The organism is Chryseobacterium sp. CP-77, from assembly GCF_036362765.1.
Taxonomy (GTDB): Bacteria; Bacteroidota; Bacteroidia; order Flavobacteriales; family Weeksellaceae; genus Chryseobacterium; species Chryseobacterium cupriresistens.
This window is the reverse complement of record NZ_CP143637.1, coordinates 4,656,226-4,679,001: the sequence shown is the minus strand read 5'-3', so window position 1 is coordinate 4,679,001 and position 22,776 is coordinate 4,656,226. Positions and strand designations below refer to the sequence as shown.

13 protein-coding genes and 3 tRNA genes are annotated in these 22,776 nt (G+C 37.8%); 9 read left to right on the top strand and 7 right to left on the bottom strand.

What is annotated here, in order from left to right; all coding sequences use genetic code 11:
• Positions 1-85: 85 nt before the first annotated feature.
• A complete protein-coding gene (locus V0410_RS20985; protein ID WP_202839809.1) occupies positions 86-1,783 on the bottom strand; it encodes a DEAD/DEAH box helicase in 1,698 nt (565 codons plus the stop codon).
• A 421-nt stretch (positions 1,784-2,204) separates the two neighbouring features.
• Here V0410_RS20985 and V0410_RS20980 point away from each other — a divergent pair, with 421 nt between their 5' ends.
• The 3 genes from V0410_RS20980 to V0410_RS20970 all read left to right on the top strand — a co-directional run bounded on the left by V0410_RS20980 (position 2,205) and on the right by V0410_RS20970 (position 5,395).
• Complete coding sequence (locus V0410_RS20980) at positions 2,205-2,870, top strand: DUF2461 domain-containing protein (protein ID WP_330745498.1); 666 nt, start codon at positions 2,205-2,207, stop codon at positions 2,868-2,870.
• A 242-nt stretch (positions 2,871-3,112) separates the two neighbouring features.
• Positions 3,113-3,907, top strand: a complete 795-nt coding sequence (locus tag V0410_RS20975; protein ID WP_330745497.1) for an FkbM family methyltransferase — start codon at positions 3,113-3,115, stop codon at positions 3,905-3,907.
• Between the two features lie 9 nt (positions 3,908-3,916).
• Positions 3,917-5,395, top strand: coding sequence for a lipopolysaccharide biosynthesis protein (locus V0410_RS20970; RefSeq protein WP_330745496.1), 1,479 nt, complete (start codon positions 3,917-3,919; stop codon positions 5,393-5,395).
• A 19-nt stretch (positions 5,396-5,414) separates the two neighbouring features.
• On the opposite strand, the gene V0410_RS20965 is transcribed toward V0410_RS20970, so the two are convergent.
• The 4 genes from V0410_RS20965 to V0410_RS20950 form a co-directional block, all read right to left on the bottom strand.
• On the bottom strand, positions 5,415-6,455 hold the full coding sequence (locus V0410_RS20965) for a hypothetical protein (protein ID WP_330745495.1): 1,041 nt from the start codon (positions 6,453-6,455) through the stop codon (positions 5,415-5,417).
• Between the two features lie 122 nt (positions 6,456-6,577).
• The gene (locus V0410_RS20960; protein WP_330745494.1) at positions 6,578-7,432 is read right to left on the bottom strand and encodes a glycosyltransferase; all 855 of its coding nucleotides are present in this window, start codon (positions 7,430-7,432) and stop codon (positions 6,578-6,580) included.
• A gap of 91 nt (positions 7,433-7,523) precedes the next feature.
• On the bottom strand, positions 7,524-8,924 hold the full coding sequence (aspA, locus tag V0410_RS20955; RefSeq protein WP_110010803.1) for an aspartate ammonia-lyase: 1,401 nt from the start codon (positions 8,922-8,924) through the stop codon (positions 7,524-7,526).
• Between the two features lie 72 nt (positions 8,925-8,996).
• A complete protein-coding gene (locus tag V0410_RS20950) occupies positions 8,997-10,022 on the bottom strand; it encodes an N-acetylmuramoyl-L-alanine amidase (RefSeq protein ID WP_330745493.1) in 1,026 nt (341 codons plus the stop codon).
• Between the two features lie 135 nt (positions 10,023-10,157).
• On the opposite strand from V0410_RS20950, the gene V0410_RS20945 reads away from it, so the two are divergent.
• The 3 genes from V0410_RS20945 to V0410_RS20935 all read left to right on the top strand — a co-directional run bounded on the left by V0410_RS20945 (position 10,158) and on the right by V0410_RS20935 (position 10,446).
• Positions 10,158-10,242 (top strand) — tRNA-Ser (locus V0410_RS20945).
• Positions 10,243-10,256: 14 nt separating this feature from the next.
• Positions 10,257-10,331: transfer RNA gene (locus tag V0410_RS20940), tRNA-Pro, on the top strand.
• Between the two features lie 41 nt (positions 10,332-10,372).
• Positions 10,373-10,446 (top strand) — tRNA-Arg (locus V0410_RS20935).
• A 449-nt stretch (positions 10,447-10,895) separates the two neighbouring features.
• Here V0410_RS20935 and V0410_RS20930 read toward each other — a convergent pair.
• Together V0410_RS20930 and V0410_RS20925 are read right to left on the bottom strand one after the other, a co-directional pair.
• The gene (locus tag V0410_RS20930; RefSeq protein WP_330745492.1) at positions 10,896-12,026 is read right to left on the bottom strand and encodes a hypothetical protein; all 1,131 of its coding nucleotides are present in this window, start codon (positions 12,024-12,026) and stop codon (positions 10,896-10,898) included.
• The gene (locus tag V0410_RS20925) at positions 12,026-13,666 is read right to left on the bottom strand and encodes a helix-turn-helix domain-containing protein (protein WP_330745491.1); all 1,641 of its coding nucleotides are present in this window, start codon (positions 13,664-13,666) and stop codon (positions 12,026-12,028) included. Before V0410_RS20925 ends, V0410_RS20930 begins: the two co-directional genes overlap by 1 nt.
• A gap of 351 nt (positions 13,667-14,017) precedes the next feature.
• Here V0410_RS20925 and V0410_RS20920 point away from each other — a divergent pair, with 351 nt between their 5' ends.
• The 3 genes from V0410_RS20920 (at position 14,018) to V0410_RS20910 (ending at position 22,699) form a co-directional block, all read left to right on the top strand.
• Positions 14,018-16,309: a fibronectin type III domain-containing protein gene (locus V0410_RS20920; RefSeq protein WP_330745490.1), complete on the top strand. Its 2,292-nt coding sequence runs from the start codon at positions 14,018-14,020 to the stop codon at positions 16,307-16,309.
• 78 nt (positions 16,310-16,387) lie between these two features.
• Complete coding sequence (locus V0410_RS20915; protein WP_330745489.1) at positions 16,388-19,555, top strand: T9SS type B sorting domain-containing protein; 3,168 nt, start codon at positions 16,388-16,390, stop codon at positions 19,553-19,555.
• Positions 19,556-19,612: 57 nt separating this feature from the next.
• Entirely contained in the window at positions 19,613-22,699 is a 3,087-nt protein-coding gene (locus V0410_RS20910; protein ID WP_330745488.1) for a T9SS type B sorting domain-containing protein, read from the top strand.
• Positions 22,700-22,776: the final 77 nt, after the last annotated feature.

Below are 22,776 nucleotides of genomic sequence, written 5' to 3'. Positions count from 1 at the left end.
TTAAGTTTTGTTAACATTCGCTTAACTACTGATTATCAAATAAAAAAACCGGCATGAATGCCGGTTTTGTATGGTATAGGAAGGATTAGTTGGCTACTTCAGCTCTCATATCTTTTCCTTTGAATTTCATCGATTGAATATTGCTCAATACATTGTCTTTGAACGATTTTTCAACTTCGAAGAAAGAGAATTTCTCTAAGATTTCGATATCACCGATTTCCGCTCTTTTCTTGCTTTTTCCGCCAGCAGTAGCTTTGTTGATAATATCTAAAACATCAAGTTTCTTCAAATGGTCTTTTTTACCAAGGTTGAAGAAGAATCTTACCATGTTTTCATCTCTTCTTCTTGGTTTTCCGCCACGATCTCTGTCTCTGTCACGTCCGCGATCTCTGTCGCGACCTCTATCTCTGTCTCTGTCACGTCCACGGTCTCTTCTTGAGTAATCGTCATCCCTGCTGCTTAATTTCTGCTCAGCAAGGTCGTGCTTGTCTTTGTAGTATAAAGCAAGATCTTTCAACTGGAACTGCAGCAGCTGGTGCACCAGTTCTTCTTTTGTGAAGTTGCTCAGATCCGGGATTAAGCTATCATCAAATTCGAAAAGATCTTCGTGCTCTGTCAATAATTTTTCAAATACACCTCCTACCTGAGCTTTGATAATATCATCACCTGTAGGGATAAATCTTTCGTGGATTTCAATTTTAGTTGCAGATTTGATCTGTTTCAGTTTTCTGCTTTCTTCAGGCTTGATCAGAGCCATAGAAATACCGTCTTTTCCAGCTCTACCTGTTCTTCCGCTTCTGTGAACGAATACTTCAGGGTCATCCGGTAAAGAGAAGTGAATAACGTGAGTAAGAGAGTTTACATCCAGTCCTCTTGCGGCAACATCTGTAGCCACAAGAATATCAATATTTTTCAATCTGAATTTCTTCATTACCGTATCTCTCTGCGCCTGAGAAAGATCACCGTGAAGAGCATCAGCGGCATATCCGTTCTGCATTAAGAAATCAGCAACCTCCTGAGTTTCCATTCTCGTTCTGCAGAAGATAATGGAATACTGGTTTGGATTTGCATCGATAAGTCTCTTCAATGCTTCTTTTTTCTGACGGTATCCTACAACATAGTATTCGTGAGTAATGTTCTTCTTCACTTCGTTGATAGAACCTACAGAAATACGATGTGGTTTTGTAAGATAATTTTTGGAAATTCTTTCCACTTCTTTATTCATCGTTGCAGAGAATAAGAAAGTTTGTTTCGTTTCCGGAGTTTCGCTTAGAATGGTTTCCAATTCATCCTTGAATCCCATAGAAAGCATTTCATCAGCTTCGTCTAATACTAACCAATGAATTGCAGAAAAGTCCAATGCTTTTCTGTTGATAAGATCAATTACTCTTCCCGGAGTTCCCACGATAATCTGTGGCTTATCCTTCAAAGATCTCATCTGCTCTACAATACTACTTCCACCATAAACCGCAGTTGTCTTGATGTCTTTCATATACTTAGAGTAATTCTTTATGTCCTTCGAAATCTGAAGACATAATTCCCGTGTCGGACAAAGCACCAATAATTGGATTTTGCGACTCGTATCGTCAATCATATCCAAAATCGGAAGCGAAAACGCTGCTGTTTTGCCTGTCCCTGTCTGCGCAAGTGCGATCAAGTCGCGAATATCTGAAAGAATAAAAGGGATAGTCTGTTTTTGGATTTCTGTTGGGCTTTCGTAACCCAGTTCGCCAATTGCCTTAAGGATATCAGGACTTAAATTGGTTTCCGTAAATAAATTCATTAACTATTTTAAAATTTTTGCAAAGATACAATAAATATTTGATTTGTTTTTGAATAAATTTTTAAATATGCAAACTTAAATTCACAATCCTGTAATATATCTTTGATTTTTGTAAAATTAAATCTAAAAAAAGAAGCCTTGATTTAAAAAGTTGTTAAACATTATTTTTTTTTATTAAATTGGATTAATTTTTTCCGTGTTATTTATGAATTTTCAAAAATAAAGCCATTAAATGCAAATTTTTGTTTTTCATATTCTTATTTATCGCTATTGAATATTGTCCCCTAATTAATAGTTTTTGTACATTTGAGTTGTGGAATTCGCGGTTCGGGTTGCGAGACTGGACATCCGAGACTTTGATTCGGGATTCTGGGTATGAAATCCAGGATCTCACTTAATAACAAAAAACACCTATTACAATATGTCTTCAAGTATTTCTTCCAAAACATTTGATTTTTTAAAAAAGTTAAATAAAAACAATAACCGCGATTGGTTTAATGAAAATAAAAATTTATACACAGAATCACAGCAAAACGTGGTATCCTTTCTGGATGAGCTCATCAGAGAGATGTCCGGTTTTGATGAAGAACTTGCCAGAATAGACAGTAAAAAAGCCCTGTTCAGGATTTACAGGGATACCCGTTTTTCGAAAGACAAATCCCCTTATAAAACCAATTTCGGAGCTTCTCTGGGCATGGGAAAAGGAAATCAGAAAGGAGGTTATTATCTTCACCTGGAACCCGGAAAATCCTTTTTAGCCGGAGGAATCTATATGCCGGAATCTTCTGTTCTGAAAGAAGTCCGTAAGGAAATTTCTTTGTATGGAGATGATTTCCTGAAAATTCTCAATAATAAAGATTTTAAAAAACATTTTCCGGAGCTTGATCAGGACGATAAACTGAAGAAAGTCCCTCAAGGGTTTGAAAAGGAAGACCCTATGGCAGAATACCTCAAGCTTAAAAACTTTATTGTGATATACTCTCTGAAAGATGAGGAAGTACTGGACAAAAATGCGGTAAAAAATATGACCCAGGTTTTCAAGCTGATGAAACCTTTCAATGATTTCCTGAATACACCTCTGCTTTAATTTCTGATCATAAATCGCAGATTCAACAGACAACTGCGTGTATTCTCGCTGGCCACGATGTTTAAAACATGTGTTGCAGAGATAAAGATGTCTCTGTGACAAATTGAGAATATCTTAAAATTCAATGGGTTACAAAATCAAATTTTAAAATTTAGTACTGAAAATCAAGCTATTACAATTAACATTTTTTAAGAAAAGTTTTACATTTTTATGTATCTTTGCTGTTCGCCAAAAAGCCAACAATGTCTTTATACCAAAAAATTGCAGAGAAACTACAATACATAAGCCCGAATTTTTACAAAAAAAGATATTTTAAAACTTTAAATAATCTTAATAAAAGCAACTTTTCGGAACGTAATGTAGAACCGGAACTGGTATGGATCAAAGAATACCTTTCTAAAAATGCTGTAATCCTTGATATTGGTGCGAATGTAGGAACTTTCCTTTATCAGTTGGAAAAAACGTTAAATCATGACCATATTTATGGTTTTGAGCCTAACAAAAAGCTTTGCACACGATTGAAAAGACTGTTTCCGGCCATGCACATCTTTCCTCTTGCTCTTTCTGACGAAAACAGAATTGCTGAGTTCAAAGTACCTATTATAAACGGAAAAACGGTTGCTTCCCGCGGTACTTTAAACACGGCTTACAAAGAAAAGGGAGAAGAGAAAAGCTATACAGAGAAAGTAAAAGTGATCAAGCTGGATGAATGGGCAGCACTTGAACATTTCAACAGGCTTGATTTTATTAAAATAGACGTTGAAGGAAACGAAATAAAGACCCTTTCCGGCGCGAGAGAAACGATCAGACAGTTCAAGCCAACCCTGATGGTTGAGATGGAACAAAGACACCATGAAACGCCGATCTGGAATGAGATATCCGAAGTGATGAGCTGGGGATATGACGCCAAATATCTGAACAGAAACAGTTTTACGCTGGAGGATCTTACAGAAGATATTATTACACAAAATACAAACGACGAAAAAAATAAAACTCAGTACATCAACAATATTATTTTTATACCTAAAAACATTTAAAACAACTTTATGAGTGTAGTAGCGAGACAAGGCTTCAAATATTCCATTATCGGTTATATTGGTTTTTTGCTGGGCACCGTTTCCGCAATATTCATATTTCCGAATGATTTTGAATTTTACGGAAAACTGCGCTACAGTATGCAAACCGCTGAAATGCTTGTTCCTTTTGTTGTTTTTGGTATTTCTTATGCGAATGTAAAATTTTTTAATGCTTTGCAGAAAGAAGGAAAAAACCAGAATATGCTTTCACTATCTCTTGTGACAGTTCTGATCAATTTTCTCATTTTTGTTACTGTATTTTTTATCCTCCCCTATTTTTATCCGAAATTTGTACATTCAGAAGCGTGGAAAATTAAAAAAATTATTTTACCCTTAATTTTAATTTTGTCACTCTGTGCTATTTTCAATAAATACACTTCAAATTATAAAAGAATTGTCGTCTCGAATATCTTTGACAATCTTTTCCCTAAAATAGCAAATCTGGGCGCTTTCTGTCTTTTCTTCTACTTTTCTTTGTCTCAGAATATTGCACTGGCTTTTTTCTTCGGAATATTTGCGCTCATGCTGTTCGGGTATATTTATTATACCAATAAGCTGGAAAAAATAAAGTTCGACATCAGCACAGATTATTTCAAAAAAAATAATTTCTGGAAGGAATTCCTGAACTACAGCTTCTTTGGATTTCTGGGAACATTTGGAAATTATCTGGCGATCAACAGTTTTATGATTGGAGAATTTATGGGAATGGAAGAAAACGGGATATATTCCGTTCTCTATGCTTTGATTTCTCTGATCTCTATCCCCCAATTGGGACTATTCAATATTTCAGCTCCGATTATCAGTAAAAATCTGGCAGACGGAGATATGGTAGAACTGGACAGATTCCATAAGAAGACGTCTTTAACACTCTATTTCCTTGGCGCTGTGTTGTTCTCATGTATTATGGTTGGATTCCCATATCTGACGCAGTTTATGCCAAAGAACGGAACCATGCTCAGAGAGTACGAGCCGGTAGTATGGATCTGGGGCTCTGCTGTATTGATCGACCTTGCAACGGGATTTAATGGAAATATTATTTCACTCTCAAAATATTACAGATTCAATATTCTGGTCATGCTTTTACTGGCCGGATTAACAATCGGACTGAATTATTATTTTATTAAAAACACACCTCTGAAACTGATTGGAATTGCTTTATCAACAGCTATTTCACTTACGATTTATAATGTGGTGAAAATTGTTTTCAATTATATTGTATTTAAAGTTTCGCCTTTAAGTATTGAAATGATTTTCGTGTCTATTATCTGTACTTTAGCCATTACAGTAGCCATTGTTCTTCCTAATTTCAACAGCAATCTGATTAATCTTGTTTACAAACCTGCAGTTGTTTTGGTACTGATCTATATCGGAAATTACTTCACCAAGATTTTCCCGGTTGAAGACTATCTGAATATGAGGTTTATCAAGAGTGTATTTAAGATAAAATAAGAGAACAATTCAGACTTTTTTAGATTAAAGATGTTAGAAATTGTTCCAGTCTCTTCTGAACTTCTTTCCTGCCATAAGTTTTATAAAAATCAAATGGAGTTTCCGAAACAGTGCTTAATTGTTCAAGAACATTTTCTTTTTCAGCAATAATAAAGTCTAATTTTGAGGGATAATTTCCTGGAAAAATAGCCAGTTTCCCATAAGCTATGGCATCGCCCAGGTTTCCTGTCATCTTAGTCAGTCCATACGTTTCTTTCATGCTGAAGAATTCTGTATCCTGCTGAATCGGACACCACAAAACGTCTGCTTTCTGCATCCATTTTTCAAAATCCCCGGAGGGCACCCTTTCTGAAAAATAGGTGATTTTAATGTTTTCGGGTAATTTTCCGGACAGATTTTCAAGTTGTTTTAACTCGTGTCCGCCTGCTTTTCCAAGGAAAACAAACTGGCAAATCCTGTCTGTATGGAGATTCTGAATAGTTTTAAAAATATAGACGTAATCTCTTCTCTTTTGTGAAACCCCACCAGGAATTACGACCATAAGATTTTCATTTTTTGTCCTGTCAAAATCTCTGGTATAAAACAGTGGCAGATACTGATATTGATCCGAAGTCATTGCTTCATCCAGTACAAAAAGAGACCGGGATGCCTGATACACTTTGGTTTTGTACAGTAATCCTTCTTTCAGCCACAATTTTAACCTGAAAATAACATCTCCTTTGAAAACGCTTTTTATCAGATCCAGCTTTGAAGCTTTTATGAAATTAAGATTATGGATAATGACCGCGGTATTGTACTTTTTTGTCACTGCAAAAAATGTATTAAAATAACGATGAACAGTTCCTATTACCACAAGGTCATATCCTTTCCCTTTTAACTGATCCAGAATCATGGAACTGTCTGATAAGAAAACAGCTTCATCATGATGGCTGATCTGATCTTTTATCCTTTTTGAAAAATAATAGTCTACGGTAAAATCCTCAGAACCTTCCATAATATCCATGAAAGCCTGAGCAATTTCTGCGTGAGTGTCTATTTCTATGTAAGCTATTTTTTTCACGGGTTAACGGGAGTTATATCTTAAGTTTTGGCTAAAGCCAATGGATTTTTATTTTTTTGATTAAACGGGCTAAAGCCCGTTTCAATTGATGAACATTTGCAATGTATAAAATAATTTATCTTTTACATCTTCAGCCATTTCTTTTTCAACGTTTTCAGACGCTGATCATTAACGGCTTTTTGTTCTTCTTTTGTAATTTTCAATTCTAATTTCTTTGATCTGCAGCTTTCATAAGACCTGATAATATCAAAGAAAAATGAAGCAGACTTACTTTTCACAGCTTCTTTTGAGGAGGCGATGTATGCCAGAAACCTGTTCAGTCCTAAGAAATAAAAATATCTTCCGTAATAATCCGCTGGGCGTATCGTATAATCGGCACCTTTTACTTTAATCAGCTTTACATGCAGCTCCGGAAGAACAACTTCTTTCCACCCAAGATTATCCAGTAAAATGGAATCAATATTATCCCAGCCCAGTGTTTCCCTTATGCCGCCAATCTGAATAAAACATTCTTTACGGTAGGCCTTCATAGGACCTCTTACATGATGTTTATTGGAATTTCCTTCATATACCCAGTTTCCGTCTTTTTCAATATACAAAAGGCCTCCTACCAATCCAAATTCCGGATGCGTGGCAAAAGCTGTTTCTACAACTGACAGATAATTTTCCGGAAGAATGATATCGGCATCAAATTTACAGATAATATCAAATTCATCCATAGCCTGGGTCTGAAGTCCGTTTTTGAAAGCGTGAACCACTTTTGATCCCGGCTGGTGTTCAGATTTCTGAAGGTTGACCGTTTCAAAACGGGAATCAGCTTCCGTATATTTTCTGATCACCTCAGCTGTTCTGTCTGTAGAACCGTCATTCACTACCACTACTTTAAAATCTTTGCTGCTTTGCTGTTGTAAAGAATCAAGAGTAAATGGAAGGTTGTTTTCTTCGTTATGGGCAGGAATTATGATTAAAAACCTCACGAATTATAGTATAAATGATGAATAATAAATGATCAATGATGAGAAGCTTTCGAGGGCATCAATTACCATTGATCATTTATCGTTGATGAATTTATTTGTTATGCGGTTTCAGCATATTCTTCGGATCAAGAATTTCGTCCAGCTTTTCCTGAGAGAGAATTCCTTTTTCCAGAACAAGATTGTAAACACTTTTCCCGGTTTCCAAAGCTTCTTTTGCAATCTGTGTAGACTGTTTGTACCCGATGTAAGGATTCAATGCCGTTACAATTCCGATGCTGTGTTTCACCATATTCAGGCAGACTTCCTTATTGGCTGTAATTCCAACCACACACTTGTCGCGAAGTGTATCCAAAGCATTGCAAAGGAAGTTGATATTTTCCATGATGGCATGAGAAAGTACCGGTTCCATTACATTCAGCTGTAACTGTCCTGCTTCTGCTGCAAAGGTTACCGTAAGATCGTTTCCAATCACTTTGAAACATACCTGATTAACCACTTCCGGAATTACAGGATTTACTTTCCCCGGCATAATAGAAGAACCCGGCTGCATTGGCGGAAGATTAATTTCAAAAAGGCCTGCTCTTGGACCTGATGAAAGTAATCTTAAATCGTTACAAATCTTTGACAGTTTCACAGCAAGGCGTTTCATTGCTGATGAGTAGATCACATAAGATCCCGTATCAGGGGTAGCTTCCACAAGGTCTGGTGCTGAAACAATCGGAAATCCTGTTATCTGAGCTAAGTTTTTAGCACAAAGGGCTGCATAGCCTACCGGAGCATTTATTCCTGTTCCGATGGCAGTAGCCCCCATATTTACTTCTACAAAAAGGCTGGCATTGTTATTCAGCTTGGAGATATCCTCTTCCAAAGTGGCTGCATACGCTTCAAATTCCTGCCCTAAAGTCATCGGGACTGCATCCTGAAGTTGTGTACGTCCCATTTTGATTACATCCTGAAATTCCTGTCCTTTTGCACGGAAAGCAGTGATAATTCTTTCTAATTTTTCTACCAGCCCAATGTTCATCTGAAGCAATCCCATTTTGATAGCTGTAGGATAAGCGTCATTGGTAGACTGAGAAAGGTTGATATGATCATTAGGCGAACAGAATTCGTATTCTCCTTTATTTTTTCCTAATTTTTCCAATACGATGTTAGCGATCACTTCATTCGCATTCATGTTGATAGAAGTTCCTGCTCCCCCCTGAATCATATCTACCGGAAACTGCTCATGATATTTCCCTTCTACAATTTCATCACACGCTTCTGCTATTTTAAAATACAGGTTTTCGTCCAGAAGTCCTAATTCATAATTGGTTTTTGCGGCTGCTTTTTTTACAAAAGCCAACCCTTTTATGAAATCCGGATACGAAGACAAAAGCTGTCCTGAGATTTTAAAATTGTCGATAGCTCTTTGTGTCTGAACCCCATAATAAGCATCTAAAGGCACATTCAGTTCGCCTAATAGATCACTTTCTTTTCTGAAATTTTCCATTACAGATATTTTACTGTTTTTGATCGTTTAAAGATAGCAAAAACGCATCTAACCGATGCGTTTTAATTTGAATTATTTTACTGGATATTTTTGATTTAAAGCCTGGAGTATTGCCCATGTTTCAGCATCCATGATTCCGTCATAATTCTGTGGACGGAAGTGGTACTGGAATGCCTCAATTGTTTTCTTGGTAGCATCATCCCATTGTCCGCTAGGATCAATTGCATATCCGAATTTCTGCAATGAAGTCTGAATAAGGAAAATAAAACTGGACTCATTATATCTTGCTGCCAGGTCGGCTTGTGCAGGTTCAAGATAAGTCTGTTTAGCAGCTTCATCATACCACATTCCAACCTGATATTCGTCATAGAGCTTTTTCCATGGGAACATCGGTCCCGGATCCTGTTTTCTTGTAGGAGCAATATCTGAATGCCCCAATACGTTTGTTGGCTGGATCTGATATCTTGTTACAATATCTTTAACCAGAGCAGCCACTTTTTTCACCTGCTCATCACTAAAAGGGGCAAAAGTTCTTTTACCGGTACTATCTGTAGTATATCCTGTATTTACAATTTCAATACCGATAGAATTATCATTAAGATTTTTGTCATTTCTCCATGCACTTATCCCTGCATGGTATGCTCTTTTATTTTCATCTACCAATTGATAGATCTCGTTATCTCCTGTATTATTTACCAGATAATGGGCACTTACCGACTGTTGGGTAAGAACACTGATTGATTTATCATCTGCAAGAGCGGTATAATGTAATATCAGATAACGCTGTCTGAAATTCTGCCCCACTGCAGGAAAATAAGTTTTTACCACTTTATATCCGCCCGGTTTTGCAGATACAATAGAACCGTAACTTGCCGTATTATCATTTTTTGTTGGGTCTGCTATATTGGTCGTAAAAAATTCTACTCCATGATCAGATATAACTTTTGGTTTTGGAGCAACCGGAGGTTTTGTCTGAACCGTTGGTTTCGCCTGTGTTATTGGGGTTTTCGGTTTGTAAGTATTTTTTTTCACATTTTGCTGAGAAGTACATGAAAAAACAAATGTGCTTAATCCGATGATATATAATGTTTTACGCATCAGTTTGGTTTTTGGATGATTTATTAGTTCAAAAATACACAAAATTTTCTTGAATTTTATTTGGTAAATAAAGAAATCTGTTCTATATTTGCACTCGCAATAACGGAACAACGATCATTAAAAAATAAACAAAAAGGAGGGTTGCCGGAGTGGTTAACGGAGCAGTTTGCTAAACTGTCGACGCGAAAGTGTCGCAAGGGTTCGAATCCCTTACCCTCCGCTCTTCTATATATTCGGGGCGTAGCGTAGTCCGGTCATCGCGCCTGGTTTGGGACCAGGAGGTCGCAGGTTCGAATCCTGCCGCCCCGACTTTTTAATGTGCTTATTACTAAGCGAGAATCAACTTCTAAGGGTGCGTAGCTCAGCTGGATAGAGCATCTGCCTTCTAAGCAGACGGTCAAAGGTTCGAATCCTTTCGCGCTCACAAAAAACCTCACAATTTTTATTGTGAGGTTTTTTGTTTTTAAAAGGTTACAATTTTATTTTACAATCAAATAATTTCAACGAATCAAACAGCATAGAGCATCCCGATTTAAATCGGGACGACAAAGGTTCGAATCCTTTCGCGCTCACAAAAAACCTCACAATTTTTATTGTGAGGTTTTTTGTTTTTAAAAGGTTACAATTTTATTTTACAATCAAATAATTTCAACGAATCAAACAGCATAGAGCATCCCGATTTAAATCGGGACGACAAAGGTTCGAATCCTTTCGCGCTCACAAAAAACCTCACAATTTCTATTGTGAGGTTTTTTGTTTTTATTACCTTCATACAAATTGATCTCCACGATTTATTTTCATCAAAAATCTTGAACTTTTTGATAATTAAGTTTGAGCTAAAGCCTATTTCACAGAAAGCCGGATAATCTCTGTTTAATCCCTGATAAGCTGTTTAATTTCGTCCTGATATTTTCTATTCTGCTTTCTGATTTTTATAACAAAATAGGAAAAGATACTTAGTATAAAAAGTCCAAGAATCATCATCCCAGCCATAAAATAATTATATCGGGTGGCTAGCTTTTCACTTTTTTTCCGGGTCTCTATATTATGAACATCAATAGCGTGTTTGATAGAGCTTAATTCACTCTGCTCTCTTTTGAATTTCGTCTCAAAATATTTCTTGCTGTACACCTGGTAAAGATCAGGATTTCCCATTGCCAGATAATTATCCGCCATTTCCATATAAATTCCTTCATTAAGAGTCAGGTCTCCTGCTTCCCTACCCAGTTCTTCAGCTTTTATCAACAGTGTAAGGGCTTCCTGATTCTGATGTTTTTGTTTATTCATCTCCGCAAGGCCTTTTAAAGCAAATGCCTCCAGACTTTTCGCTTTGATTAAGCTTGCCAGATTCATAGATTTCATAAAAGCTGTTCCGGCATTGTCAGGCTGGTTCAGATTGAGATAACAGTTCCCTATATTGTAATAAATGATGCTTTGGTTAAAATATGTTTTCTCCTGCTCTTTTACTTTTTCAAAATTTCTGATGGCAATTAAAAATTCCTGAAGAGCTATTTCCGGATTCGACTGACTTTTATAAATCATTCCTCTTAATGCATAACTTCTCGCCGTTTCAAAATATCTCAGATAAGAATCTTCCGGAAGTTTTGTAAGATATTCATCAGCTTCGTCCAGTGTTTCAAGACTTTTACTGAAGAGTTCCATTTGCTGATACTGCACGGCAGCCGCAATCAAAAAACTGGTGTGAATTTTAGGGTCATTCGTTTTCTGAAGCAACTCTCTTGCTTTTAGAATATATTGCAGAGATTCATCAAAGTTTCTTTTGGCAATTCCCGCTGTGGACAAAATCAGATAAATTTTAATGGATTTCTCAAGTCCGTTTTCTTTTCTAAGCAGTTTTTTTCCAATACTGGTAGCATAATCCGGATTGTTATAAATCTCACGGTTGGCAAGCTTCATCAGGGAATCATCAGAAATTTTCTGTCCTGAAAGAGTTGTCTGGAAAAGCAAAACACTCAGTAAAATGATATGGATAAAGAATTTCATCAGCATTTATTTTTTATAATTTCCTGAATGTAGGTATTTGGAGACATTCCCGTGATCGATTTAAACACATTTGTAAATGCTCCGTGAGATGAAAACCCTGCGTATTCCGCCAGATAGCTTACTTTATAATTCAGATAGGCAGGATCTGTTTTCAGAAGACGTGCAATGTGATCAATTCTGAGCTCATTGATATAGCCGTTAAAATTTTTTCCTTTGTTATTGTTGATCACTTCCGACAAATACTTGGTATTTATTCCTGTCTGAGCAGATAAGATCGCCAATGACATGTTCTTGTTCAGGTAACTGTCAGACTTTTCCCAGTCTTTGAGCTTCTGTAGAATTTCTTCTTCTTTTTCTTTTGAAATTTTAGAGAGATCTTTTTCCTGGGCTTTATTTTCTTTTAAAATTTCGATTGATCTTTCAGCTGCCCCTCCTGCTATTTCTTCTTTAAATTTCAGTTTTTCAAAAAAAACAAGCTGTTTCTTAAGGTCTTTGGATCTTGCGGATTCAATCAGGAAATAAGCAGTTGTTATCAGGATAAGAATTAACATAATACTTCCTGCTATCCGAAGCTGGCTTACCTTATTTTGCTTCTGAAATTCAAGATTTTTATTATGGTACGTTTCAAGCAGCTTTACAACATACTGAATCCCTTCTTTTTTATTGGAATCCAGCTTTGCTTTAAGATCCGTATATAATTTATTGTAGTAGTAATATTTTTCATCATTATTAAGAGCCAGATAGTTGCGGGCAAACAATTCGTAAAAAATAATTTTCAGATCGTTATAAGGAAGATTTTCGATTTCAGAGAATCCTTTTTCCAGCTTTTGGATGGCTGCATTATAGTCTCCTTTCATAAAATAGTATCGGGAAAGACTTTCATAAGCAAATGCAGAGATAAAGGCATTATTTCCATGCTTTTCAATATCCGCAATGACACTATCAAACAATTTTTTTGATTCTTCCAGTTTGTTCTGACGTAAGAGAAAAGTAGACCTGAAAATGCTATTTTCCCATCTGATAATTCTGTTTTCTTCATTTGTACCAGTGAGATAAGAATCACTCTTATCCATATTCAACACAGCAGACTCATAGTCTCTTACCATCCCTGCATTGATAGCCTGAAGCTGAAATAGCTTGGCGAGAACCATACGTTCCTTTGGATTCTGGCTCTTTAGCAGATCCGGATCTTTTAAAATACCTGCAATGATTTTTTTTGACTGCCCATACAATCCTAAATTCTGATACTGATCTGCCAGATTATAATCATCAAACAATTGGATGAATTGTGAAAGATTCCCTCTTTTATCATCTTCTTCCTTCTGATTGGAAATACTTACGGATTGCACATAGTTTCCCTGTAAGGCATAAGCCTGGGAAATAATATTCCGGAGAATGACTTTATGTTCTATATTTTTATCACTAATCAGAAGACTTTGTGAATAGCTGATACACTCTTCAGGATTCTGATATAATTTCTGAAATGCTTTATCGGTTAAAATACTGAAATCCGGAGCCGGCTGCCCATTTATAAAAACCGGGCACCACAGAATGAAAAACAATATTGTCATATTACTTTCCAGTATTTTTCTTACCATGAGGATCATTTTCCCGCTATTATTAACTGATATTTCTATCATTAGTCCTTTTAAACCATAAAATCACATATTGCTGATTTACAGTGTTTTAAATTTTAAACCCTTGTAAATTCAGCGAATTATGCAAGCATATTCCTTGATGAGGGGCAAATATAACGCTAATATTGTTCAAACCTTTAAGTCGATTCAAAATATTAGACTTATTCTCAAATTTCAATGTAGCCATCACACCTATTAACCATTATTATTAAAAGAAATTAAAGAGAATATCACTATCATCTAATATATGATTTTTTAAGACATCAATCAATCATCTGTATTCATTGATATAGAAAAGAAATAAAGATGCAGACAATAAAGGTAGTATCTAATCTTAAAAAAAATAGAAATAAAATGAGAAAACACTACTTATTATGGATGATTTTCTTCCTCTCAGTTTACCAACTGAATGCGCAGGCTTATTGTGTTCCTACTGCCGGAGCTTCAAGCCAGAACAATTATTTAAAAAATGCTGTTTTTTCTGATCAGGGAGGTTTATATTATACAGCCACCGCATATCAGGCTTATGCAGATAATTCTTCCAGTCAGATCGTAACTTCCTATCCTGGAGGAACAGTGAACGTTCATCTGGATTTTGCCGGATCAGGAGTAAAATCCTATATCTGGATCGACTGGAATAGTGACGGGGATTTTGATGATTTTTATGAGAATCCACTAGGCCCTTCAAGTTATTCGGTTGTTGATGATCAGTTTTTTATTCCGCCTTCCCAGGCATTGGGAATATATAGAATCAGGGTACAGAGCGGAACTTCATTCCCCAATCCGGTAAATCCGTGCGGACCTAACAATTACGGTAATTTTGCAGATTTCAGCTTGAAGATAGATGCTTCCCCGGCCTGTTTTGTTCCAACAGCTCTTACTTCTTCCGGTATTACCAACAATTCTGCAATTATTTCCTGGACCGCTCCAACGACAGCACCAGGAAGCTATGAATATTATTATACTTCTTCCACTACTATTCCGGATGCCTCTACTCCGATATCGGGAGCCAGTAATACAGTCTCAGCACCAATCAGCGGACTTTTGCCTTTTACGACTTACTATTTTTATGTGAGATCAGTTTGCGGTACATCTAAAAGTGAATGGTCTTTAAGGGGGATATTTAAAACCAAGTGCGATGCTAAAACTTCAATGTTTGAAGATTTCGAAAATGCTGCAAGCGGGCCTAGTAACGCTGATTGCTGGGACAGAATTATTTTGGGAACAGGATATCAGACTATTGCTTCCGGTAGTGGTGTGAATAACAGTAAAGCCATGTATCAAAGTGCTAATGGGGCTGCCAATACAACTATCGCCGTACTTCCAATGTTCAGCAATGTAAATGCAGGAACCCATTGGTTGAGATTTAAAGCCAAAGTAAGCGGTACAGCCGGAGTATTAGACATTGGCTACGTTACCAGTGATACTGATGCTTCTTCTTTTGTGAATATTCAATCTGTGAATATCAGCAGTACAGGTTTTGACGGTTATGAATACAGTGTTGTAGTGCCCAATACCGTTCCTGCCAATGCAAGGCTGGCTATAAGACATGGAGGAGTTCCTTCTGTGAGTATTTACTGGGATAATGTTTATTGGGAGCCTAAACCAACTTGCTTTGCTCCAACAAATATTGTATTATCCAATGCTACCAGTGCAACAGCGAATATTACATGGACTGCACCCTCTCCTGCACCAGCAATGGGATATGATATCTACTACAGTACAAACAACATTGCTCCAACCTCATCTACTGCACCTAGTATAACAGGTGTAACGGCAAATCCTTATACGATACAGGGATTAAATTCTGCAACAACATATTATGTCTGGGTGAGATCAAGATGCAGTACCTCTGATCAGAGTGCATGGAGTAATATTGCTTCTGTCCTGACTCTCTGCGCACCTGTGGCTGGTTTATCCGAGAATTTTGACTCTTATGCTACAGGGCTGCTAACCAATGCTCCATGCTGGGGAAGAATTGTAACAGGAATCGCTAGCGTAAACATTAATGGAAACGGGGCTCTCTCCGGAACAAGACATATATTACAACGCAGTATTTCTGCTGGAGATGTATCCATTGCCATATTACCTGTGTTTACCAATATTAATGCCGGAACTCATTCTTTAAAATTCAATGCTTATTGCAGTGCCAGTACAGGAAAATTAGAAGTCGGATATATGACCAATCCTGCGGATGCTGCCAGTTTCACGCTGATCCAGCAGCTGGATATCACAAATACATCCTATACTCCAGCTACAGGAAGCAGTGATTACACTGTTACGATTCCCAATACCGTTCCTGCAGGAGCAAGACTGGCCATCCGCAATACGTATGCTCTTTCAGGGAATGCACAATATTACTGGGATAATATTTCATGGGCTCCTAGCCAGACTATGAATGTACATGAGAATACAACCCAAACAAAAACCGGCATCTATCCTAATCCTTTCACTGATGTAATTACTTTTACTGAAAGCAAAAATCTAAAGTCAGTCAGAATTTATAGTACTTCCGGGCAATTCATCACTGAGATCAGAAATTTTGAAAATACCATTTCATTAAAGGATCTGGCATCAGGAGTATATGTAGCAAGAATGGAAAAGAAAGACGGTACTTTCCATACCGTAAAAGTTATAAAGAAATAAATGTTGTCTCTGCCATTAAAAGCGGCTGGAATTGATCTGTCGCTTTTATGGCAGTTTTTTTCCCCCTAAACTTATTCAATGAAAGACTTTTACTTCGTTTACAAGCCTGCTTCCGAAATAGTAAAGCACTGGCTTCTACTGGTCAGAAAGCTTTTTTTTGCAGTGCTTATTTTACATTTTGCAAGCAATATGCTTTTTTCCCAAAGAGATACAGAACATTGGTTTGCTCCGATAAAACAGGGCTTTACAAACAACACCAATAAACAGGCATTGTTTTTGTCTACAGATTCTACTACTCCATTTCCTGTTACAATCTATAACAATAATACCATTATAGGAACTGTAACTATCAGTAAAGGAAATCCTCAGTCTTTTGATATTCTTAAAGATTATATGATTACCGAATCCCAGTCGCAGGTATTTACAACCACGACCCGGGGACTTTATGTAAAAGGAGAGAAACCTTTTTTCTGTACTTTCAGATTTTCAATAGACAAACATGGAGAAATACTTACGTCTAAAGGAAAGGCGGGCATCGGAACAAAATTCTATGTTGCCTATGTCAACTTACCACAGCCTGATCCTACTTATAATTTCACCTGTAGTATTTTAGCAACGGAAGATAATACTACAGTTACTGTGTCAGGTTATAATCCAGCGGTGCAGTTCTCCAACGGAAGCACAGGGGCAACGACTCCTTCCATGACCATTATTTTAAATAAAGGGCAATCTTATACTATTGATGGAAAGGGCTCCTCAGCAGGGAATCTTACCGGTTTCATCGGAGCTAAAATTGAGTCAAACAAACCGATCACAGTTACTAATGGTAATTTTAACGGACAGCAGACACTGATTGGCAACGGAGCGGGAGGAAGCGATATCTTCATGGATCAATCCGTACCTGTGGAACGTCTTGGAGATGAATTTGTATTAATGAAAGGTACATCTCCTCTAGCTTATGAACTTGAAGGAGCTATTGTTGTAGCTACTGAAAATAACACACAAGTCTACCTGAATGATGAAACAGTTCCAAAAGCAACATTAAATGAGGGGCAGTTCTATAGAATAGGCGCAACGGGATATATCAGCCAGAATTTCAGCGGGCATTACAATATGCGCATCCGTTCTACTAAGAAAATATATGTTTATCAGCTAATGTCCGGCGGGACTTCCGGAACATATTACAATACAGGTGGAGCCAATTATATTCCACCGCTAAACTGTTTTCTACCAAAGAAAATTGATGAGATCGGGATGATTAATATTCTTCCCTATTTCACACCCATGACTCCTACTGTTAGATTACAGATCATTACTGAATCCGGAGCAACCGTATCTGTAAATGGAAATAATTTATCAGGTACTCAGGGACCTTATCCCGTTACAGGAAATACAAACTGGCAAACCTATTCTGTGGAAAACGTTACAGGAAATGTCACAGTTCAATCAACCAAAGCTGTTACAGCAGGAATTGTAGCTGGATATGATGCTGTCGGCTACGGTGGTTATTTCGCCGGATTCTCTTCTATACCTGTTATTGCCAGGAAAAACGGAGCCTGTATTCCCGGTATGACCCTGGAGGTAGATGACAGTTATTCTTCCTATCAGTGGAATTTTAATGGAACAGCTATTCCGGGAGCAAACAGCAATACTTACACTCCTACCCAGCCGGGAAATTATACAGTGACTGTATCAGTGGGAGGAAGCTGTCCGCCTGCGACAACTCCTGTTTATAAAGCATTTTCCTGTCTGGTACAGACAACAAAAGCGCTGACAGTATGCTCGACAGGCACCCCTTTGACTATACCCCCAGCATTTACTAATTCTTCCCAAACTCCGGTTCCGGGTACTGTACAGATCATCACTCCGCCAGCCAATGGTACGCTCCATGTAAACCCTACAACGGGACTGCTTACTTATACAGCTAATACAGGGGCCGCAGCCGATACATTCACTTATAAATTCTGTGGTAACATTCCCGAATTTACCGATTGTGAAGAAGTAAAGGTAAACATTACCGTACAATCAGTGAGTGTTTTCAATACTACAATCAAGGCCTGCAATAATAACGGAACAGGAATTTTTGATCTTACTTCCGCCAATGTGGGAGGTCCGTCGGGAAGTATAAAAAAGTATTACCCAACCTTAGCAGATCTGACGGCCGGAATCAATGAAATTATACAGGCTAATGCTTATGTATCTGCTATTCCTAAAGATATTTATGTAAAAGTTTCAACTCCTGAAGGATGTTCTGCCCAGGCAAAAATCAGTCTTTTGTTCAGTCTTTCCCCACAGGTTCAGAATGCTTCTTTAACGTCATGTTATATGGATTCAGCTCCGGATAAAGGAAGTTTTAATCTTACACAGATTTTGGTTACCAATGAAACAGGTGTTACAAAAGAATATTATAAAACGATACAGGATGCTGTAGCCGGAATCAATGCTATTCAAAACCCTAATGCCTTCATTTCGACCAGCGGAACAATATACATTAAAGTAATTAATGCTAATGGTTGTTATACTATTGCAACGGTAACTCTTACCGTTACCCTGCCTCATCCTTCTCCTTTGCTTAAAGATCAGTTTATCTGTTTTAATTCTACAACCACACTGGATGCAGGAACGGGATATCAGTCATATGAATGGAGCACAGGCGCTACTACCTCATCAATCTCCGATGCAGGAGTGGGAAATTACTGGGTGATTCTGGAACATGATCATTGCTTTACCAAACAGAATATTACGATAAAGGCCGCTCCCCAACCTGTTATCAAAAATATTGATATTGAAAATAATAAAGCTACTCTTACCGTAACCGGCGGACAGCCTCCTTATCTATACTCTCTTGATGGTGCCAGCTGGCAAAGCTCAAATATTTTCATTAACCTCCCGAACGGACAGAACAAATTTTACGTAAAAGATTCTTATAACTGTGAACCTTTAAAAGTAGAATTAACAGTTATTAATCTGATCAGCGCTATTACGCCTAATGGTGATAATATTAATGACACAATTTCGTATGCAGATTTTGCTTATAAAAAAGATCTGTCTTTTACGGTGTACGACAGATATGGCAACAATGTTTTTACCGGGACACGCTTTAACAATTACACATGGGACGGTATGTTCAGTAATAAAAAACTGTTTACCGGAACTTACTGGTACAGCATCACCTGGAAAGAGCCAGCTCTGCAGGATGCCATCATTAAATACACCGGATGGATCTTGTTGAAAAATAAAGATTAATTCAAAGGCGCACAGCCACTGTCGAGTTCAATTTAATTTAATCTTCCCTACAATTTTATGAAAAGGATCATATTTATTTTTATACTGTTATTCTTATCTTCAATTGCTTATGCACAGCGGGATACAGACCACTGGTTTGCTCCCATGGTGGTAAGTTCTTCCAACGGGTCGCCGAAACAGGCACTTTATCTTTCCACAGATAATATAACTCCTTTTCCCGTCACCATTTACAATAATAACACCGTTATTGGAACGGTTACTATCAGCAAAGGAAATCCACAGACCTTTGATGTACCCTGGAATCTGATGACAGGCCAGAATACAACGGATGCCATGAGTGTAAAAACAAGAGGCCTCTATCTTCACGGTGATTTACCTTTCTTTGCTACCTACAGATTTTCAGAAATCAATCACGGGGAAATCTTAACATCAAAGGGAAAAGCTGGAATCGGAACGAAGTTTTATGCAGTGTATTCACCATTGATGAACAATCAGATCAGTCAGAACTTCACTTGTGGTATTCTGGCAACAGAGGACAATACCCAGGTTAAAGTTTCCGGATATGCCATGACTACCTGGTTTTATAATAATTTCAACGGACTTACCCATCCGAGTATTACAATTACTTTGAACAAAGGGCAGTCTTATATATTGGCAGGTTATGCCAATAAACCCGGAAATAAAGATGGTTTTATCGGAGCTAAAATAGAATCTACAAAACCGGTATCAGTAACCAACGGAAATTACCACGGTCAGTTTGGGCTGGCTCCCCCTTATAACGGAGAGGACATTGTGATGGATCAGTCTGTTCCTGTAGAACGCCTTGGTCAGGAGTTTGTTCTTATTAAAGGAATGGGCAACCTTCTTCCAGAAATCGAAGGCGCTATCATTGTTGCTACTGAAAATAATACGGAAATCAGACTGAACAACAACCCTACTCCGGTTGCTACTCTGAACGAAGGACAATATTACCGTGTCAGTGCAATGAATTATATCGTTAACGGGCCATCCCATCTCAATATGTATGTCAAAGCATCAAAAAATGTGTATGTTTATCAGCTTCTTTCAGGCATTGCAGATAATGACGCCACAGAAGGTTTTAATTACATTCCTCCTTTGAATTGTTTTCTTCCCACTGTTATTGATGAAATTGGAAAAATTGGAGAAATGCCCTACTATACGACATTCAACCCGCCACTTTCTGTAAAGCTCAATATCCTGACACAGGCAGGCGCCGGAGTGGCAGTAAATGGGGTAACACCTGCAGCGGCACAGGGACCTTTTCCCGTAACCGGAACTTCAGACTGGGTTTCTTACTCTATTCCCAATATATCCGGAAATGTTACGGTAACTTCCAACAAAGCGGTTACAGCCGGGATTATTGGAGGCAGCGGAAATCTTGGCTACGGAGGATATTTTGCAGGTTTCAATTCCATTCCGGTAATCAGTAAATCCGCCGGAGAATGTGTTCCGGGAATTGTTTTAGAAGTAGAAAGCGGTTTTGACCATTATCAATGGAATCTTAACGGCACTCCTATTCAGGGTGCGAACAATAATACCTATACTCCTACCCAAGCAGGAAATTATACCGTATCAATTACTAAAAGCACCTGTAATCCTCTCACAACATATCCCTACAAAGTATACACCTGCATTGTCAATACTGTAAAATCAATGAATGTCTGCAGCGCCGGAACTCCTACCGCCATCACTCCTGCATTCTCCAATTCTACACAGACTCCCGTACCAGGAACAGTACAGATCATTGCTCCTCCGGTGAACGGGACTTTAACAGTAAATCCTGCAACAGGAATTCTTACTTATACTGCCAATGCAGGAACAACCACGGATACTTTCACTTATAAATTCTGTGGAAACGACCCGGATTTTACAGATTGTGAACAGGTAAAAGTCAATATAACAGTACAGCCTCTGATTTTAACGGATACGACTGTAAAAACCTGCGAGACCAACGGAACTGGTATTTTTGATCTTACTACAGCTCCTGTAGGAGGACCAACCAATGCCATCAGAAAATATTATCCTACCATGGCTGACTTAAATGCAGGAACCAATGAAATTATTCCTGCCAATGCATATCCATCAGCTGCTCCTGCGACAGTATTCGTAAAAGTAACTACAGTAGAAGGCTGTACTGCTAATGCTAGAATTACTCTTCAATTTTATCCTGCTCCGAATGTGCAGAATGCAAATCTTAACGGATGCTTTGTTCCAGGCAATCCTAATACGGGAACTTTCGATTTAACTACAGCTCTTGTTACGACCACGGCTCCAGTGACAAAGAGATATTATCCAACTCTCGCAGATGCCACCAATGGAACGAATGAAATAACTACTCCTACCGCTTATATTTCTTCAAACACAACAGTTTACGTAAAGATAATTACAGGCAATGGTTGTTTTGATTTTGCCCAAATTACTTTAACTGTGATTCCACCCAAGCCTTCTGCTCTTCTGGTGGATCGGTACATATGTCCGGATGCACGCGTTACATTGGATGCCGGGCCGGGCTATACCTCTTATTTATGGAACACAGGAGCAACTACTCCATCTATCACCGCTTCCATAGGTAATTATTGGGTAATCCTGACTTCCAATGGATGTGAAACGAAACAGTTTGTAAAAGTACTATCTGTTCCTGTTCCAAAAATTAAAAAGATAGAAACTACAGGAAATACGGTTACACTTACTGTAGAAGGCGGTACACCTCCTTACCAATATTCAAGGGATGGAATGATATGGCAGGATTCTAATGTCTTTACAGGCCTTCCAAGAGGTAAAAATATTTTTTATGTGAAAGACTCCAGCAACTGCCACCCTGTAGAAGTACAGATTCTGGTTCCAAATCTTATCAATGCCATTACACCAAACAGTGACGGCATCAATGATACTCTGGATTATTCAGAGCTTGGATTTTTGAAAGATCTGAAGTTTGATATTTTCAACCGATACGGACAGCTTATTCATTCATCCGATAAAAATAATAACTTAAAATGGGATGGCACCATCGGAGGTACTCCGGTAAACAGCGGCACCTATTGGTATGAAATAAAATGGACTGATCCGGATACCCAAAAACTGGTTTCCTACACCGGATGGATTCTGGTAAAAAACAGAAATTAATTTCCAGATCAGGATTGTACTATTTTTTGTTTAAAAGACTGTCTCATTTTTTGAGACAGTTTTATTTTTCACCATTC